We start from the raw sequence: 17,582 nt of genomic DNA, 5'->3' as shown, positions 1-17,582 counted from the left end.
GGAAGGGTAGTTGATTTCCCCGATAGCTTTCTGGAAAGCTTTCCAGCAAGTCAATGGCCGGTGTCGCCGGCCGCTCTGGAGGGGACCCCCATGCCCGAAACGCCCGGAACACCCGGCCCCGCCGCGTACGCCGCCCCGCGCGTCCTGCTGCGCGACGCCCTCGTCATCGACACCGAGCCGCACCCGCACGCCCGCCCGCACACCGACGTCCTCGTCGAGAACGGCACGATCACCGCCGTCGGCCCCGACCTGCCCGCCGACGGCGCGGAGGTCGTCGACGCCCGCGACCGCATCGTGCTCCCCGGCTTCGTCGACACCCACCGCCACGTCTGGCAGACGCCCCTGCGCGCCATCGCCGTCGACAGCGACCTCGGCGGCTACCTGACCACCGTGCTCGGCGGCCTCGGCCCGCGCATGCGCCCCGCCGACCTGCACGCCGCCAACCTCGCCGGGGCGCTCGAATGCCTGGACGCCGGCATCACCACCGTCCAGGACTTCTCCCACGCGCTCTACACCCCCGAACACGCCGACGCCGCCCTCGACGGCCTCCACGAGGCGGGCGTGCGCGCGGTGTTCGGGTACGGCTACCCCGTCTTCGCCGCCGACGCCCGGCACACCAAGGACGTCCGCGCAGCCCACGAGCGCCACACCGCGCGCGGCGGCGACGGCCTCGTCAGCCTCGCGCTCGCGCCGCACGGCCCGTCGTACAGCCCGATGGAGGACGTGCTCGAGGACTGGCGACTCGCCCGCGAGCTCGGCATGCGCATCGCCGTGCACGTCGGCGCCGGCCCGGTAGCGGAGCGCCCCGTCGCCGCACTCGACGACGCCGGACTCCTCGGTCCGGACACCCTGTACGTGCACGGCAACTCGCTGCCCGACGACGAGCTGCGCCGCATCGCCGACTCCGGCGGCGCGATGTCCGTCGCCCCCGCCGTCGAGGCGTCCATGGGCCACGGCGCGCCGATGGCCGGACGGCTCCGAGCCGCGGGCGTCACCACCGGGCTCGGCGTCGACGTCGTCACCACCGTCGCGGGAGACATGTTCTCGCTCATGCGCGCCGCACTCACCACGGCGCACGTCGCGGGCGGCCCGCGCCTGACCGCCGCCGACGTGCTGCGCATGGCCACGCTCGACGGCGCGGCCGCCCTCGGGCTCGCCGACACCGTCGGCTCACTGCGGCCCGGCAAGCGCGCCGACCTGCTGCTCCTGCGCGCCGACGCGGTCAACCTGACCGGCTTCCACGACCCCGTCGGCGCGGTCGTCACCGCCGCGCACCCCGGCAACATCGACACGGTCCTGGTCGCGGGCCGCCCGGTCAAACACGGCGGGACGCTGCTCCACCCCGGCCTGTCGGGTGCCCTCGCGGCGGTACGCGAGACGGCGGCCCGCCTCGCCGCGGCCTGACGCGGCCTGACGCGGCTTGAAGAGCCCGTCAGGCGATCGGCTCCTGCGGCGCCTCAGGCGTCACGCGCGGCGCCAGCTCCAGCTGGTAGAGGACGGTGTCCAGCCAGCGCTCGTGCTTGAAGCCGACCGCCGTCAGCCGGCCCGCCTCGGTGAACCCGAAGGACTGGTGCAGCTTCGCCGACGAGTCGTCGCCGCCGTCGGCGATGACCGCCAGGACGCGCCGCACGCCCGCGTCGGCGCACAGCGGCAGGAGCGTGGACAGCAGCGTGCGGCCCAGTCCCTTGCTGAGGTGGTCGGGCGAGATGTAGATCGTGTCCTCGGCGGTGTGCCGGTACGCCGGCTTCGGCCGCCACGGTCCCGCGTACGCGAACCCGACCACCTGCCAGTCGTCCTCCGCGACCAGGAACGGCAGCCGGCGCCCCCACAGGTCGTGCGCCTTCGCCCGCCAGTCGTCGGCGGTCGGCGCGACCTCGTCAAACGTGGCCACGCTGTTCGCGACGTAGTAGGCGTAGATCGCGGCGACCGCGTCCAGGTCGTCGGGGTGGACCGGCCGGATTCGGACGGACTCGGCGGACATGAAAAAACTCCTTCGGTTCCCGGGCCGCAACGTGCGCGGCCCGACACGATCCTGCCGTGTCCCCCGGGCGTCACTCACCGCGAGGTCATGGCGTCGTAAGCCACACGCAGAAGATCGACCATATTCCTTCCGCGGGCCGAGCGGATCGCCTCGGGCGGCGCGGCCAACCGCTCCGACGCCGGGTCCGGCCGCTGCTCAGCGGGGGGTTCGGGCAGCGCGCCGCCGCCCCAGAAGTCGGCCAGGAGCGCGGAAAGGGGGGCGTCAGGAGCGGGTTCGGCGCGCGGATCACCGTGCGGTTCCCCGGATCCGCCGTGGGAAAGATCACGGCCGCCGACGCGTTCTTCGCTCACGCTTCCGCCTCCTCCGCCAGCGCCACGAGGTCCCGCAGCGCGTCCGCCGACAGGTCGGTCAGCCAGTGCTCGCCCGCCAGGCCTTCCTCGTCGAGCCCGACGACGGCCTCGGCGAGGCCGCGCTTCGCGGACACCAAGGCGTCGATGCGTTCCTCGACCGTACCCACGCACACGAACTTGCGTACCTGCACCGGGCGTTCCTGGCCGATGCGGTGCGCCCGGTCGGTCGCCTGGTCCTCCACCGCGGGGTTCCACCACCGGTCCAGGTGGATCACCTGGGTGGCCTGGGTGAGGTTCAGGCCCGTGCCGCCCGCCTTCAGCGACAGCAGGAACACCCCGGGCCCGTCCGGCCGCTGGAACCGGTCGACCATCGCCGCGCGGGCCGCGCCCGTGACACCGCCGTGCAGGAACAGCACCTCGGTGCCCAGGCGTTCGCTCAAGTGCCCGTGCAACAACGCGCCGAAAGCGGCGTACTGAGTGAAGCACAGCGTCTTCTCGCCCTCGGCGAGCGCCTCTTCGAGCGTCGCCACGAGCCGCTCGACCTTGCCCGACCGCCCCGCGACCGGCGTGCCGGACTCCTTGAGGAACTGCGCGGGATGGTTGCAGATCTGCTTGAGCCGCCCGAGGGTCGCCAGGATCAGCCCCTGCCGCTCGATGCCGGCGGTGTGCGCGATGCGGTGCTCCATGTCGGCGACCACGGCCCGGTACAGTCCGGCCTGTTCGTGGCTCAGCGAGCACAGCACCGTCATCTCCTGCTTCGCGGGCAGGTCGCGGGCGATCGCCGGATCGCTCTTGCGGCGGCGCAGCACGAACGGCGCGGCCACCCTGCGCAGCGCCGCCAACGCCCTTTCGCTGCCGTTGCGTTCGATGGCGATCGCGTACGTCGCCTTGAAGTGCTCGGCGGTGCCGAACAGGCCCGGGTTCGCGAAGTCGAGCACGGAGTGCAGCTCTGCCAGGCGGTTCTCCACCGGCGTGCCGGTCAACGCGATCCGGTGCCGCGCGGGCAGCGAACGGATCGCGCGGGACTGGCGGGTGGCGATGTTCTTGATGTGCTGCGCCTCGTCGGCGACAACGCGCCGCCAGGCGACGGTACGGAGCGCGGCCGCGTCCCGGTGCGCGGTCTCGTACGTGGTCACGACCAGGTCGGCGCCGGAGGCCATGGCGCGCAGCGCGTCGTCGGCGAGCCGGTCGGCGCCGTGGTGCACATGCGTGCGCAGCTTCGGCGTGAACCGCTCCGCCTCGCGCAGCCAGTTGCCGACCAGCGACATCGGGCACACGACGAGCGTCGGCCCCGCGCCCCCCTGCTCGTGCTCGACGGCCAGCAGCGCCAGCGTCTGTACGGTCTTGCCGAGCCCCATGTCGTCGGCCAGCACCGCACCGACGCCGAGCCGGGACAGGAAAGCCAGCCAGTCCAGGCCGTGCCGCTGGTACGGGCGCAGGTCGGCACCGAACCAGTCCGGCGGGGACACCGAATACCCCCGCAACGCCTCGGCTCCGGAGAGGAGTTCGCCCAGCCACGCGTCGGCGTCGACGCCGAACACCGGCAGGCCGCCCACCGCGGCCCCGGGGTCGACGGCGACGCGAAGCACCTCCCCCGCGGTCATCACACCCGTGCCCTGCCGGGCCAGGAACGCCGCGGCGGCCGCGATGGCCGACGGGTCGGCCTCGAGCCACTGGCCGCGGAACCGCACCAACGGCTGCTTCGCGTCGACGAGTTCGCGCAACTCCTCGGCGGTCAAGGGCTGGTCGTCGCCGAGCGCGGCACGCCATTCGAACGCCACGACCGCGTCCTGGTCCAGCACACTGCCGCCGGACACGACGCCGGGCGTGGCGGTACGGGCGGACAACGTCAACCCGACCTTCGGCGGGTTCCGCCACCAGCCCGGCAGCAACACCCCGAACCCGGCCGCCGCGAGCCCGGGTGCGGCGTCCCGGAGGAACGCCAGCGCACCGTCCCGGTCGACCCGCACCACCCCGGGCCGCGCGGTGTGCCGCACAGCGTCAAGCGCAGGCCACACCCTCGCGGCCCGCTCCAGATCCGCGAGCAGTGCCTCCTGCGGACGTACCTGCTTGCGCTCGAACACGTTGAGCACGGGCCCAGCGCCCCACACCCGCGCCGCGTCGACGAGCAGCGACGGCTCGTCGGTCGCCTGGAGGAGGATGTCCACCCGCCAGTTGTCGTCGGTAGGCCGCCCGAAGAGATCAGCGGGATCAGGCCCGAGCGGCTCGACAAGCCGAAAACACACCCGCAGCGGTCGAACGGGCGCCCGCTCGGTCGCATGCCACGCCGACAACGCGGCGGCGAGTCGGTCGACTTCGGACCTGCCATCGCGCCGCGTGTGAGCACCGAGGGCGGCCTGCGGAGCATCGCTGTGGGGGTCGGCCATGGGCAGATCGGTGCTCAGGGCGGCCTCCCCGCCCACAGCCGTCACGGCGGCGGTCCGCGCGCCGGGCGGGCGGTTTCCGCCGCCTCCGCCCTGCGTGCGTATCCGGCCCGTCTCCGTCGTCAGGGCCGCGAGCCATTCCTCGACCACCGTCTCCGGCGCCCTGACCCCCCGCCCGCGCCGGGGCAGCAGCGTGAGGCCCTCGACGGCCGCGCGGGCCTCGCGGTCGACGAGCGCGTCGAGCAGCGCGGCGACCAGGGCGGTCGCGTCAGGGGCCGGGGCTGTCTCGCCTCGGTACTCGGCGCGGCAGACCGGCGGGCATGCGGCCGCCAGTGCGCGAGCCGCCGTCCAGTCGTCCTCGGTCAGGGCGGGCATCCAGCGCGCCCAGGCGGCCACCGCGCGCGGGGTCTCGCGGAGGCCGTCCGAGGCATCGCCCGGTCCTGTGCCGGCGTCCACGTCCGCGCCCGCGTCCGGTCCTGTGCCGGCGTCCACGTCCGCGCCCGCGTCCGGTCCTGTGTCGGCGCCCACGTCCGCGCACCCGTCCGGTCCGGTGCCGGGATCCGCGTCCCCGCCCGGTCCGACATCGGCAGCACCCATGTCCCCGCTAGGTCCGGCGGCCGTGCCCACGTCGACCCCCGGCAGGACGTGTCCCCGTCCCACCAGCGTCCACGCCAGGTCGTGCACCGCCGTCAGCCACCTCAGCGATGCCCCGTACGGCACGTCCACCGGGCCGACGCCCTGCACCTCTGTCCGCAAGGCCGCGTGTCTCGGGTCGTAGAGCGCGCCGAGCAGCTGGGCCGCTTCGTCCGCGTCGAAGAGCAGGGCCGGGACGCGCCATGCGCGCAGGGCGAGGTCGGGGCGGGGGCCGCGGAGGGGTTCGCCGGGGAGTTCGGGGGACGGCTGGGGGGTGTGTCCGCCGAGGGTCGGCAGCCACAGTGCGGCGGTGCCCCGCTCGGCCTGCCCGGCGAGCCATTCGAGGCCGGGGCCCACGCCTCCGACGAGCTCGGCCAGGAGTTCGTGCGGGCAGGCGCCCGGGTGCGTGGCCGGGCCCGCGTCGGGCTCGTCGGCCTCGTCCCGCACGACCGCTGCCCCGGCCCATCGAAGGGCCGGGGCAGCGTCTGTGCCGTCGGTGCCGTCGTGCGGTGGAGTCAGGCCGCCACGCGTCTCAGGATCCCCGGCGTCCTCGCCCCAGACCGCCAGCGTCCGGTCCGCGCGCCAGAGCGCGTGCAGAGCGAACACGTGCGGGCCTTTCGTCGTGCGCCTTACCGGTGGGTCACTTACAGGGTAGGGCGCGCCACTGACACGGGCCCGTGGTTTTCCGGGAGCGGGCGGCCCGCACGCGGACCCGTCACACGGACTTGCGGTACACGCCGAACATCCGCAGGGACAGCCACACCGCGAAGGCCGCCAGCCCCACCAGCGCGGCGCTGTGGCTGAGCACGCTCCCCCAGTCGGGCGACGCGGTCATCGCCGAGCGGGACGCGGCGAGTGCCCAGTTGATCGGGTTGAACCGGGCCACCACCGTCATCCAGTGCGGCATGAGCCCGCTCGGCATGAACGCCGTCGACAGGAACGTCGCCGGCAGCAGCAGGAACGTGTTGATCCCGATGATCGTCTCGCGCTCCCCCGCGACCATGCCCAGCGCGTTGGACAGCGCCCCGAACACGCAGCCCAGCACCGACGACACTAGGACGAGCACCAGCAGCCCGGTGACCCCGCCCGCGTAGTCCGCCCCGGCGAGCGCGCCGAGGCCGATGATCGCGAGCGACTGGATCGCGGTCGACAGCGCCTGCGAGACGATGTTGGCGTTCAGCAGCGCCATGCGCCGCACGGGCGTGACCAACAGCCCGTTCAGCGTCCCGCGTTCGATCTCCTCGAGCATGCCCATGCCGGCCCACATGTTCGCCGACACCGCGTTCATGACGATGACGCCGGGCACCAGGTAGTCGATGTAGGAGTCGGTGCCCCCGCCGAACCCCGGCAGGTCGACGACCTTGTGGAACAGCGCCCCGAACAGGAACAGCCAAATGATCGGCTGTACCAGCGTGATGACGAGGTACGCCGGCTGCCGCAGGAACGCGCGCAACTGGCGCTGCGTCATGAACCAGGTGTGCGCGAACGCTTCGGACAGCGGCGCGGGCGCGGGCCGGGCGATGGTGTGCGGCGTGTCGAGGGTGGTGCTCATCGCACACCTCCAAGGGCTGTCGTGGCGAGGGCGTCCGCGTCGCCGAACCGGCGTCCCGCGTAACGGAGATAGACGTCGTCCAGCGACGGCCTGGCGACGGTGACGGCGGCGGCCGGCTCCCCGGCGCGGTCGAGTGCGGCGAGCACGGCCGGGACGGCCGCGGCCCCGCTGTCGGCGCGGGCGCTGACCCGTACCCCGGCGACCGTGACGTCGCCGATCCCGTCGAGTCCGAGCAGCGCGCCGCGGATGCGCTCCTCCGCGTCGGGGCCTGCGGCGACACGGAGTTCGACGTGCACGGCGTCGCCGCGCAGTTCGGACTTGAGCCCGTCGGGGGTGCCCTCGGCGACGACCTTCCCGTGGTCGACGATCGCCAGCCGTGCGGCGAGCCGGTCGGCCTCGTCGAGGTAGTGCGTCGTGAGCAGGATCGTCATGCCGTCGCCGTCGGCGAGCCGGGCGATCTCGGCCCACAGCTCGGCGCGGCCCTCGGGGTCGAGTCCGGTGGTGGGCTCGTCGAGGAACAGCACCTCGGGCCGGTGCACGAGGCCGAGCGCGAGGTCGAGCCGGCGCAGCATGCCGCCGCTGTACGTCTTCACGGGCCGGCGCGCCGCGTCGGCCAGGCCGAGCCGTTCGAGGAGTTCGTCGGCGCGGCGGGCGAGGTCGCGGCCGCGCAGCCCGTACAGCCTGCCGTGCAGCACCAGGTTCTCGCGCCCGGTGGCGACGGGATCGGCGCCGGAGCCCTGCGCGACGACGCCGATCATGCGGCGTACTGCGGCGGGGTCGCGGGCGACGTCGACGCCGCCGACGAACGCGGTGCCGGAGTCGGCGGAGGCGAGCGTGGTGAGGATCTTGACGGTGGTGGACTTGCCGGCGCCGTTGGGCCCGAGCAGGCCGAAGACCGTGCCGGGGGCGACCGTCAGGTCGAGGCCGTCGAGGGCGCGGACGCCGTCGGGGTTGCCCTTGGCGCGGTAGGTCTTGCGCAGGTCGCGGGTCTCGATCGCGTACCGCGCGTGCCTGGTACGGGGATCGGGGCCGGGGTCGGGGTCGGCCTTCGCGTGCGGACGCGGGTCCGGGACGGTTGCCGCCGTCCGGTCGGTGCGGTCCATGGTGGGTCCTTCTGTCGTCTCGGTGAAGGTGCGGCCGTGTGGACGGCCGTGGAGCCCTGCACCTGCGACGGAGGCCCGGCGATACGATGAGTTGGGTACACCTCGTATGTGCCGGTCCCTGTTGCCGCAGGTCGGTCTGAGGTTCCCGGCCCCCGTCCGCGGTGTTGCCGCACCGCGCGGGGGCCTTCTTCATGCCTCTGTCAGTCGTTCTCCTCTGCGTCCTGCTCCTGCTCGGCCGCTTCCTGCGCGCGTTTGGCGGCCTGTTGGGCCAGGTAGGCGTGGACGGTCGACGGATCGACCACGAAGTCCTGGGGCACGCTGCCGGTTTCGTGGAACGTGCGCCACGCGTCGACGCCGTCGAGGGTGCCGTCGGCGATCTGCTCGGCGAAGCCGCGCACCCACGCCGCCTCGGCCTGCTGCATGGCGAGGGCGTACTCGGCCTCGATGACGAACACCCGTGGCAGCACGTGCCGGAGGTCCTCGAGTTCGCGGCGGCCGGTCTCGATCGCGGTCTCCAGCGCCGCGAGCCGCAGCCCGAGGAGCCGGAGTGCCTCGTCGGGGTGCAGCACCCCCATGATCGACAGGGCGCCGCCGAAGCGCGGGAACTCGTTGACCGGTTCGGCGATGATCGCGCTGAGGCCGCCGACGAGTTCGGCGCGGCCGGCCTCGGTGAGGCCGTACACGGTGCGCTCGGGGCGGCGGCCGTCGCGCTCGGTGCCGACCGCCTCGATGAAGCCGTTCTTCTCCTGGACCTGCACGACGGTGTAGAGCGAGCCGTAGTTGATCTTGATGCTGAGGTCCTTGCCGCGCTCGCGCAGCAGCCTGGCGATCTCGTACGGGTGCATCGGCCGCTCGGCGACGAGCGCCAGCACCGCGAGGGCCAGCATCGTGCTCGGTTTGCGCGCCGCCATGACCGATCCCTCGCTCTCGTATATCCGGTTACGAGTATACGCAGCAGAGTAGTGCATGCAAGCCCCTGTCAAGACCCGGGTGCGGGCGGGTGTCCCGGCGCTAGCCTCGGCCTCGGACCGCGCCTTCCGATTCCGAAAGCCGACATCGCCCGAGGAGCAACTGTGCGCAAGTGGGGACCTCTGCTCGCGATCAGCCCCGCCGCCTTGATGCTGCTGATCGACATCACGATCGCGATGGTCGCGCTACCGGACATGGCCGACGACCTGGGCTCGTCCTACACCGACCTGCAGTGGGTCATGGACGCCTACTCGCTCGCCCTCGCCACGGTGCTCATGGGCGCCGGCTCGCTGGCCGACCGGGTCGGCCGCAAGCGGGTGTTCGTCTGGGGCACCGGGCTGTTCACCGTGGCGTCCGCGCTGTGCGCGTTCTCCCCCGACACCGGAACCCTCATCGCGGCGCGCGCCCTCCAAGGCATTGGCGGGGCCGCGATGTTCGCGACCACGCTGGCACTGCTCGGTCTCGCGTACGAAGGCCGGGACCGGGGTGTGGCGTTCGGCGTGTGGGGCGCCGTCTCCGGCGCGGCCGCGGCGATCGGGCCGGTGCTCGGCGGCGTCCTGACCGAGCACGTCGGCTGGGAGGCCGTCTTCCTGGTCAACCTGCCCGTCGGGGTGCTGGCCATCGCCATGACGCTGCGGCTGATCACCGAGTCGTACGGGGACCGGAACGCGCGCGTGGACGTGCCCGGCACGGCCACCTTCACCGCGGGCGCCGGGCTCCTGACGTACGGCCTCATCCGCGCGGGCGGGCACGGCTGGGACGACGGGCTGACGCTCGGCGTGCTTGCCGGATCGGCGGCCGCGCTCGTCGCCTTCGTCGTCGTGGAGTACCGCACCGCGCAGCCGATGCTCGAACTGCGGCTGTTCCGCCGCGCGTCGTTCGCGGGGATCATGGCGGGCTGCATGTTCATGCAGTTCGCGGCGTTCTCGTGCTTCCCGCAGGTGTCGGTGTGGTTCCAGTCGGTGCTCGGGTACGGGCCGGTGAAGGCCGGCCTGGCGCTGCTGCCGATGGCGGGAACGGCGTTCATCGTCGCCGCGGCCGCAAGCGGGCCGCTGACCGCAGTGCCGCCGCGTTACCCCATCGGCGTCGGCATCGTGCTCGTCGGGACCGGGTCGCTGGTGCTCACCCTCCTCGACACCGGGTCGGACTGGACGACACTGGTTCCGGGGCTGGTGCTGATCGGCGCCGGCATCGGGCTGGGCATGCCGCAGATGGCAGCGGCCGCATATGCAGCGGTTCCGCCCGAGCGGTCCGGCATGGCGGGCGGCGCGCTCAACACCTTCCGGCAACTCGGGTTCGCGCTCGGCGTCGCGGTCGTCGGCGTCGTGTTCCGCGCGGCGGTCGGGGACTCCGTCGACGGCACGGCGGCGGCCGGATCCGACCCGCACGCGACCGCCGAGGCGCTGGGCGGCGGGCAGGCCGGGCGCATCGTCGGCTCGGCGCCGGCGGACAAGCGCGGCGCGGTGGCGGACGCGATCCACCACGCGTTCGCCACCGGGCTCGACCGGGTGTTCGTCGTGTGCGGCGTCATCGGCGTCGCGGCGGGCGTCCTCGTCCTGCTGACCGTGGACACGTCGCCGGAGAGCGCGTCAGCCGGCCGCGGCGCACCGGAGCAGGCCTCGGCGGCGGCCGACCAGGCCGCCGCCGAGACGTGACGACACGTGACGCTCAGGCCCCGAACGACTGCCAGAAGCCGCACTGGTGTTCGTCGGCGAATCCGGCGAACACCGTGTCGCCGCCCGGCTGGAACTTGAGCACGGCCGTGCCGTCCGCCGCCACCCGCGGCCACGCGGCCAGCCCCGGCCCGTTCGGCGAGCCGGTCCAGGCGAACGCCGCCCACGTGCGCTTCATCCGCGTGGCGAGCGCCTGCTGCTCGGGGGTGAACGCGCGGCCCTGCATCGTGAAGTCGAACAGGTAGGCCAGTTCGGCGCTGTGCGCGTTGCCGAGGTTCACGCCGGGGATGTCGAGGCCAAGCAGCGGGGGCGAGTTCGGGTCGTCGAACTCGTACTGGTACGTCGGCACTTGGCGGGCGAACGCGGCCGCGGTGGCGGCGGTGCCGCAGGCCCAGCCGGAGTCGGTGAGCACGGCCGCCCAGGCGTAGAACGGCGCGGGGTACGCGGAGAGCGGGTAGCGCGCGAGCACCTGGTCGGCCGCCGGGCCGAACTGCGTCCGCACCGCCGCCGCGTACTGGTCGGGGGTCATGCCGAGGCTGCCGAGCGCGAACAGCAGGCCCTCCGAGCGCGTGCCGCCGATCACCACCGGGACCTTGTTCCAGCGGCCGGACGCGATCGCGTCCCTCGGCTGCACGGGAAGCGTCGGGGTGCCGGACACGGGCCCGACCGGTTCACTGGGGTCGCTCGCCGAGACGAGGGCGGCGGTGGAGGCGCCGCGCAGGCAGGACACGGCGGCGGCGGGGTCGGGACAGCCGGCCCGTTGCGCGTAAGCCTGCCCCTGCGCTTGCGCACCGGCGAGCGGACGCGCGGCGAGCAACCCACAGGGGCCGGACTGCATGACGGCGTGGGAGAACAGTCCCGTCGCGGCGGGCGACGCGAGGAGCGCGCAGACCGACCCGCTGCCGGCGGACTGGCCGGTGACCGTCACGTTGCCGGGGTCGCCCCCGAAGGCGGCGGCGTTGTCGTGGACCCAGCGCAGCGCCGCGGCCTGGTCGAGCGTGCCCCAGTTCCCCGAGCCCTCACGGGACTCGGCGTCCAGCCCGGGCAGGGCGAGGTAACCCAGCGCGCCCAGGCGGTAGTTGATGCTGACGACGATGGCGCCGGTCAGGTCCGCGGTGGTGCGGCCGCCGAACTGCGTGCCGGTGCCCTGCACCCAGGCGCCGCCGTGGATCCACACGATCACCGGGAGCCGGGTGCCGGGGTGCGCCCAGCGTGGGCGGTAGAGGTCGAGGGACAGGCAGTCCTCGCTGCGCGGCTGCGCCGGATCGATGCCGATGTCGACGAACTGCACGCAGGCCGGTCCCTGCCGGGTCGCGTCGCGGACGCCGCGCCACGGCGCCGCGGGCTGCGGGGCCCGGAAGCGCAGCGCGCCGACCGGCGGCGCGGCGTAGGGGACGCCGAGGAACTCCTCGGCGTTGTCGTGGACCTGGCCGCGCAGCACGCCTGATCGGGTGGGGACGACAGGGCCGCTTCCGTCCGCCCGCGCGGGCGTGGCCGTCAAGGCCAGGACCGACGCGGCGAGGACGGCGAGCGTTGTCGTCAATCGGGCGAGTCGGGGGGATCTCGCGGGCATGACGGTCTCCAGTGGAAGGAGGCATGGTGGAGGCACGGATTATTTTCGCCTCGTGAAACAAACGGGGACGCTACCTCCGCTTACGAACCGCCACCAGGCCTGAACCCCCGCCGGTATCAGCCGTTTCGGCGGCCGATTCCGTCACGCGCGCGTTTGCCCGGCACCACGTCGACCCCTCCCGCACCCGGCCGACACCGGCGCAGCCGACGCACCGTCAAGAACCCGCCGCGCACCGCCCCGTGCCGCTCCAGCGCGGTGACGGCATACGTCGAACACGTCGGCGTGTACGGGCAGCACGGCGGCTTCGTCGGACTGATCTCCCGCCGGTAGTAGTGCACCGCGCGCAGCAGCCGGCCCGCCGCACCGCGGCGCGGCCCGCGCGCGGGCAGCATCAGGCTGAGCAGGGCCACGCCCAGCAGCCGCAGGGTCGTGGTGACGGTGAGCCAGCTTCCGCAGTCGCACCCGTCGCAGCCGTCGCACGAATCGCACGCGCCTGTGGCGTCGGCACCCTCGGCCACCGTCTGCGCGAGGTCGGCCCCGGCGGCGGCGTTCGCCGGCCCTTGGTCGACGTGCTCCGCACCCGGCGGCCGGGCCTGCTCCTCCGGATCGCCCGGCCCCGCCGGGCCGTTCGCGAACGGGTTCCCGCCACCGCCGTACGACATGGGACCACCCCCCCAGTGGTTCACGCTCCCCCGACGCACCGGCCGTCCGGCGCGTCGCAGACCAACACGCTCGGGGGCGGCGGACGGTTCGGCGCCCGAGGGCCCGGCTCCCGACGAACAGCGCGGGCGCGGGTGCGCAGCATGCTCCACCCGACCGGTTCGCGATCTTGTGCGGGATCGTTCCCGCGTCGATACTCGCCGACAGCGGACCGCCCGCGGGCGGGTGGGTCCGAGCGGCGACGACGGCGAGGAGCACCACTGATGAGCACGGCCGAGCCCTGGGACGTGATCGTGGCCGGCGCGGGCCTGGCGGGTCTCGTCGCCGCCCGCGACCTTGCCGAGCGCGGCCTGTCCGTCGCGGTGTTCGAGGCCCGCGAGCGGGTCGGCGGGCGCACCTGGTCCCGCGTCTTTCCGGACACCGGCACCACCGTCGACCTGGGCGCCGAGTGGGTCGAACCCACGCACCACGCCGCGATCATGGCCGAGTACGGCCGGTACGGCGTCGAGCTGCTGCCGGCCCGCGCCGTCGACCGGGACCGGATCTGGCTGCTCGGCGACGAGACCCGCACCGGAGACCTGCCGCTCGACGGCCCCGACCGCGCGGCCTTCGACACGTTCATGGCCGCGCTGGTGGACGAGGCCGCATCGCTCGCCGGCCGCCCGGCGTTCACCACCCCGCCCGACGTCGAGGTCCCGTTCGCGGACCGGCTCGCGGGCCTTCCGCCACGCGCCGCCCAGGTGCTGTCGGTTTTCGCCACGTCGGTCATGGGAGCGCTGCCCACCGAGGTCTCCGTGGCGGGTCTGCTCGACGACATGGCCGGCCTCGGTGACCCCGACCCGTCCGACGACGAGGACGCGGACGGCTTCGCGGGCTCGTCGCAGCGGCGGGTCGAGGGCGGCACGGGGACGCTCGCCGACCGCATCGCCGCGGACTTCGGAGCCCGGCTGTTCCTGGGCGCGCCGGTCGCCGCGGTCGCCCAGGACGCCGACGGCGTCACCGTGACCCTCGCCGACGGCACGGCGCACCGGGCCCGCGGGCTTGTCGCCGCCGTCCCCGTCAACACGCTCGCCGACATCGCCTTCAGCCCGGTACTCCCGCAGGACGTCGAGGCACTCGCGCAGCAGAAGCACACCGGGCGGGCGGTGAAGGCGATCGCCCGAGTGTCCGGCGTGCCCGGCGACCTGGCCCTGAGCATGTGGCCGCCGGTCCTGACCGGGGCCATCGGCATCGGCGCCGCGCAGGCGGACTCCGACGACGCCCTGGTCATCTGCTTCGGCCTGCCGGAGACCCTCGACCCCGCGGCCCCTGACGCACTCACCGCGCAGCTGCGGCGCGCCCACCCGGAGGCCCGCGTCGTCGACGTGCTGTGCCACGACTGGAACGCCGACCCCCATGCCCGCGGCACGTGGTTCGCCCCGAAGCCGGGCCAGTGGCCGTTGCTGGCGGCGTTCCAGGAGCCGCACGGCCGCGTCGTGTTCGCGGGCAGCGACATCAGCCCGACGTCGCTGGGCTACATGGACGGCGCAGTCGTCTCGGGCCGCGCCGCTGCCGAGCGCGTCCGCACGCTGCTCGGTTCCTAATCAGGGACGCCTGACGCCCGCGGACCGCGTGAACCGGTGCCCGCGCACGGGCGCATCCTCGACCGGCACACGAAATGCCGGATGCCCCGGCGGGGTTGGTGGCCGGGGCATCCGAATCAGGGGGGCGGAGGGTCGACGCTACACCCCGGCGCGGGCGCGCGGGGCGGAACGGCCGGTCGCGGTCGGCGTCGGCAGGGTCCCGGGATCGTCCCCGCGCGCCTCGACCGCGGGCGCGGCGGCCGGCTTGCGGCGGCTGAGCGCGATGCCCGCCAGGACGACCGCGATACCCGCCGTCATCCGCAGACCGAACGGTTCGCCCAGGACGACCGCGCCGAGCAGCGCCGAGACGGGCGGCAGCAGATAGGTGACCGACGAGGCGACCGCGGCGCCGTCGTCCACGATCAGCCGGAAGTTGAGGGCGATCGCGATGCCCGTGCCGATCATGCCGAGGACGGCGACGGCGGCGAGCGCGTCCGGCCGCGGATCGACCGACACATCGCCGGTGAACGGCAAGACGAGTGCCAACAGGCCTGTGGCCGCGAGGAGTTGCGTACCGCACATGGCGATCGGGTCGAGTCCGCGCCCGGACAGGTAGCGCTCGATGTAGAGGTAACTGACGGCGTAGCAGAACGCCGCCACCGTGATCACCGCGGCGCCCGCGCCGAACGCCCCCGCCGACCGCCACGGCGCGAGGATCACCAGCACACCTGCGAACCCGAGGAACAGGCCCGCGACCTGACCCACCGACAGGCGCACACCCGAGCCGACCAGGACGGCGAGCAGCAGCGTCCACAGCGGTGTCGTGGCGTTGATGACGCCGGCGATGTTGCTGTCGACGCTCTGCTCGCCGAACGCGAACAGGGCATACGGCAAGGCGTTGTTGAAGAACGCCGCGACCGTCAGGTGTGTCCAGGTGCGCAGCCCGCGCGGCATGCGCGCGCCGCGCATCCCGGCGATGGCCAGCAGCACGGCCGCGCCGAGCGCGACGCGGACCAGCGCGACCTCGACGGGCGAGAACCCGCGCAGCGCGAGCTTGATCCACAGGAAGCTCGACCCCCACACCGCCGCGAGGAGCGCGACCCGCCCCAGGCTCCCCCACCGCGCCGCGCCGCCCATGGCCACCGACCCCTTCGCCAGCCCCGGGAGGCGGCGCCGGGTGCGCCGCCTCGCCCTGTACGCAAGGCTGCCGGTCGGCGACTGTTTACGTCCATCGACATAATCCGCAGCAGAACATTAAGCAAAACCTGAATATTCAGGCGGCCCGCTACCCGCCGACCGGCGTGCGGAAGAGGTCGTACGCGAAGGCGACCGTCTCCGCCAGGCGGCCGCCGGTCGCGAACGGGCCGAGCACAGAAGACAGTTCGGCGTCGAACGCGTCGCCCCGGTCCGCGAGGACCGAGGGCGGCAGGAACGACGTCGACCTGACGTGCCCCGCGAGCTCCTCGACCGTCCACGCGTGCGCGGTCGGGAAGTCGCGCCTCCCGGCGGCCTCGAACCCGGCCCGGGCCAGCACCTCGCCGTCCGGGTCACGCCGCCGCTGCCGGTCCCAGCCGGACGGGACGCGGTCGGCCGCGCCCAGCGCCGCCTTCCACCGGCCGAGCAGGTCGTCGAGCGCGCGCTGCCAGTCGAGGTCGCCCGTCCAAGGCGACGTGGACCAGCACAGCGCGAGATGCCCGCCGGGCCGCAGCCACGTGAACGCGCGCCGGCCGACCGAGGCGCGGTCGAGCCGGTGGAAGGCGTTGCCGATCACGACGAGTTCGAACGCGCCCGCCTCGGCGTCCAGTTCCTCGGCGGCCGCGGTGACCGCGCGGATCCCGGCGTCGGAGGCGGCCTTCGCGCGCACCGCCGCGGTCATGTCGGGTTCGGCGTCCACCGCCCACACCTCGGCGAACGAGCCGCGCAGCGGGAAGGTCAACTGGCCTGTGCCGCACGCGAGATCGAGCAGCCGTCCGGCGCCCGACGGCGCGGTCCTGCGCACGAGGTCGGCGGTCATGGCGTCGGGATAGGGCAACCGGTAGCGGTCGTAGAACCCGGCCGTGCCCTGGTACAGATCGGGGTCGAACCTCACCGCGTCGTCCATGCAACCACCCTGTCAGATGGACCCGGCGTGGGAGCCCGTCCGACTCAGGCGCCACCGGCGACGACCGACAACGGGCGGCCGCCGCGCACCCGTTCGGCCTGCCGGGTCAGCGCGTCGAGGACGGCCGCGATGTGCGGGGCACGCTCGGCGCCGTTCCTGACGAACACGGTGATGTGCCGCATCGGCGGGGCACCGGTCAGCTCGCGGATGACCACGCCGCGCTCCCCGGGCGGCGGGGCGGCGATCCGCGACGTCACCAGCCTGGGCACCAACGAGATCCCGAGCCCGGCCTCGACCAGCCCGAACACCGTCGTCCACTCGTCGGCACGATGCACGACGCGCGGCGCGTAGCCGACCGACGCGCACGCCGTGGCGGTCAGCTTCGAACACGACCCGCTCGAGCCGGTCACCCACACCTCGTCGACCAGGTCGGCGAGGTCGAGGGCGCGTTCCTTGGCACGCGGGTGGTCGGCGTGCAGCATGACGTCGAGCGGATCGGCGAGCAGCGATACTCGGGCGAAGCGGGCGTCGTCGGCCGGCGGGTCGCCGGGCGCGACGACGGCGATCACGAGGTCCGTCTCGCCGTGCACCAGGCCTGTGTAGGCCCCCGGCACTTCGGACTCGCACAGCGTCAGCGCCAGGCCGGGACTCGTCTCGCGCAGCTCGCGCAAGGCCGGCAGCACCAGACCGGTGATCGCCGAACTGAACGCCGTGACCCGCACCTCGCCGCTCGCGCCGTCCTGAAAAGCCGCCAGATCCGCCTGCACCCGCTCGAGCCGCGCGAAGAGCTCGTCGGCGTGCCGGAGCAGCACACGCGCCGCACCGGTCAACCGCACACGCCGCCCCGCCGGCTCGAGCAGCCGCACACCGGTCTCCCGGGCCAGCGCGCTGAGCTGCTGCGACACCGCGGACGGCGTCAGGTGCAGCGCCTCGGCGACGGCTGACACCGTGCCGCGCTCGGCGAGTTCGCGCAGCACCCGCAGCTTGCGGAGGTCGAGGTCGGCGGTCCCGGAGTGCATGCGGCCACTGTACGAGCAGGTC

14 protein-coding genes are annotated in these 17,582 nt (G+C 73.9%); 3 read left to right on the top strand and 11 right to left on the bottom strand.

Annotated elements, in window-relative coordinates; genetic code table 11:
• Positions 1-90 precede the first annotated feature (90 nt).
• Positions 91-1,404 (top strand): amidohydrolase family protein, encoded by a 1,314-nt coding sequence (locus QI554_RS10285; protein WP_281468337.1) that lies wholly within the window; start codon positions 91-93, stop codon positions 1,402-1,404.
• Positions 1,405-1,432: 28 nt separating this feature from the next.
• On the opposite strand, the gene QI554_RS10280 is transcribed toward QI554_RS10285, so the two are convergent.
• The 6 genes from QI554_RS10280 to QI554_RS10255 form a co-directional block, all read right to left on the bottom strand.
• A complete protein-coding gene (locus QI554_RS10280; RefSeq protein WP_281468335.1) occupies positions 1,433-1,981 on the bottom strand; it encodes a GNAT family N-acetyltransferase in 549 nt (182 codons plus the stop codon).
• Between the two features lie 74 nt (positions 1,982-2,055).
• Positions 2,056-2,331 carry a hypothetical protein gene (locus tag QI554_RS10275; protein WP_281468332.1) on the bottom strand — a complete coding sequence of 92 codons (276 nt, stop codon included), beginning with the start codon at positions 2,329-2,331 and terminating at the stop codon, positions 2,056-2,058.
• Positions 2,328-5,954, bottom strand: a complete 3,627-nt coding sequence (locus QI554_RS10270; protein WP_281468330.1) for a DEAD/DEAH box helicase — start codon at positions 5,952-5,954, stop codon at positions 2,328-2,330. Before QI554_RS10270 ends, QI554_RS10275 begins: the two co-directional genes overlap by 4 nt.
• A 109-nt stretch (positions 5,955-6,063) precedes the next feature.
• Positions 6,064-6,846 (bottom strand): ABC transporter permease, encoded by a 783-nt coding sequence (locus QI554_RS10265; RefSeq protein ID WP_281468720.1) that lies wholly within the window; start codon positions 6,844-6,846, stop codon positions 6,064-6,066.
• Positions 6,847-6,896: 50 nt separating this feature from the next.
• Entirely contained in the window at positions 6,897-8,003 is a 1,107-nt protein-coding gene (locus QI554_RS10260) for an ABC transporter ATP-binding protein (protein ID WP_281468328.1), read from the bottom strand.
• A gap of 200 nt (positions 8,004-8,203) precedes the next feature.
• Entirely contained in the window at positions 8,204-8,914 is a 711-nt protein-coding gene (locus QI554_RS10255) for a PadR family transcriptional regulator (protein ID WP_281468326.1), read from the bottom strand.
• A 162-nt stretch (positions 8,915-9,076) separates the two neighbouring features.
• Here QI554_RS10255 and QI554_RS10250 point away from each other — a divergent pair, with 162 nt between their 5' ends.
• Positions 9,077-10,627, top strand: coding sequence for an MFS transporter (locus QI554_RS10250; protein WP_281468324.1), 1,551 nt, complete (start codon positions 9,077-9,079; stop codon positions 10,625-10,627).
• Positions 10,628-10,640: 13 nt separating this feature from the next.
• Here the strand turns inward: QI554_RS10250 and QI554_RS10245 are convergent, their stop codons facing one another.
• Positions 10,641-12,218: a carboxylesterase/lipase family protein gene (locus QI554_RS10245; protein WP_281468322.1), complete on the bottom strand. Its 1,578-nt coding sequence runs from the start codon at positions 12,216-12,218 to the stop codon at positions 10,641-10,643.
• A gap of 116 nt (positions 12,219-12,334) precedes the next feature.
• Complete coding sequence (gene yidD / locus QI554_RS10240; RefSeq protein WP_281468320.1) at positions 12,335-12,880, bottom strand: membrane protein insertion efficiency factor YidD; 546 nt, start codon at positions 12,878-12,880, stop codon at positions 12,335-12,337.
• A gap of 261 nt (positions 12,881-13,141) precedes the next feature.
• On the opposite strand from yidD, the gene QI554_RS10235 reads away from it, so the two are divergent.
• Positions 13,142-14,461: a flavin monoamine oxidase family protein gene (locus QI554_RS10235; RefSeq protein ID WP_281468317.1), complete on the top strand. Its 1,320-nt coding sequence runs from the start codon at positions 13,142-13,144 to the stop codon at positions 14,459-14,461.
• A 138-nt stretch (positions 14,462-14,599) separates the two neighbouring features.
• On the opposite strand, the gene QI554_RS10230 is transcribed toward QI554_RS10235, so the two are convergent.
• The 3 genes from QI554_RS10230 to QI554_RS10220 all read right to left on the bottom strand — a co-directional run bounded on the left by QI554_RS10230 (position 14,600) and on the right by QI554_RS10220 (position 17,560).
• Positions 14,600-15,577 (bottom strand): DMT family transporter, encoded by a 978-nt coding sequence (locus tag QI554_RS10230; protein ID WP_281468315.1) that lies wholly within the window; start codon positions 15,575-15,577, stop codon positions 14,600-14,602.
• A gap of 148 nt (positions 15,578-15,725) precedes the next feature.
• The gene (locus QI554_RS10225; protein ID WP_281468313.1) at positions 15,726-16,541 is read right to left on the bottom strand and encodes a class I SAM-dependent methyltransferase; all 816 of its coding nucleotides are present in this window, start codon (positions 16,539-16,541) and stop codon (positions 15,726-15,728) included.
• Positions 16,542-16,585: 44 nt separating this feature from the next.
• On the bottom strand, positions 16,586-17,560 hold the full coding sequence (locus tag QI554_RS10220; protein WP_281468311.1) for a LysR family transcriptional regulator: 975 nt from the start codon (positions 17,558-17,560) through the stop codon (positions 16,586-16,588).
• Positions 17,561-17,582: the final 22 nt, after the last annotated feature.

The organism is Yinghuangia seranimata (genome assembly GCF_029953285.1).
GTDB classification, from domain to species: domain Bacteria; phylum Actinomycetota; class Actinomycetes; order Streptomycetales; family Streptomycetaceae; genus Yinghuangia; species Yinghuangia seranimata.
This window is presented reverse-complemented; position numbering and strand designations above follow the sequence as displayed.

Bases quoted from the DNA above. Each gene is read 5' to 3' on its own strand.
- QI554_RS10285 (WP_281468337.1), top strand. From the start codon at position 91: ATGCCCGAAACGCCCGGAACACCCGGCCCCGCCGCGTACGCCGCCCCG.
- QI554_RS10280 (WP_281468335.1), bottom strand. From the start codon at position 1,981: ATGTCCGCCGAGTCCGTCCGAATCCGGCCGGTCCACCCCGACGACCTG.
- QI554_RS10260 (WP_281468328.1), bottom strand. From the start codon at position 8,003: ATGGACCGCACCGACCGGACGGCGGCAACCGTCCCGGACCCGCGTCCG.
- QI554_RS10255 (WP_281468326.1), bottom strand. From the start codon at position 8,914: ATGGCGGCGCGCAAACCGAGCACGATGCTGGCCCTCGCGGTGCTGGCG.
- QI554_RS10245 (WP_281468322.1), bottom strand. From the start codon at position 12,218: ATGCCCGCGAGATCCCCCCGACTCGCCCGATTGACGACAACGCTCGCC.
- yidD (WP_281468320.1), bottom strand. From the start codon at position 12,880: ATGTCGTACGGCGGTGGCGGGAACCCGTTCGCGAACGGCCCGGCGGGG.
- QI554_RS10235 (WP_281468317.1), top strand. From the start codon at position 13,142: ATGAGCACGGCCGAGCCCTGGGACGTGATCGTGGCCGGCGCGGGCCTG.
- QI554_RS10230 (WP_281468315.1), bottom strand. From the start codon at position 15,577: ATGGGCGGCGCGGCGCGGTGGGGGAGCCTGGGGCGGGTCGCGCTCCTC.
- QI554_RS10225 (WP_281468313.1), bottom strand. From the start codon at position 16,541: ATGGACGACGCGGTGAGGTTCGACCCCGATCTGTACCAGGGCACGGCC.
- QI554_RS10220 (WP_281468311.1), bottom strand. From the start codon at position 17,560: ATGCACTCCGGGACCGCCGACCTCGACCTCCGCAAGCTGCGGGTGCTG.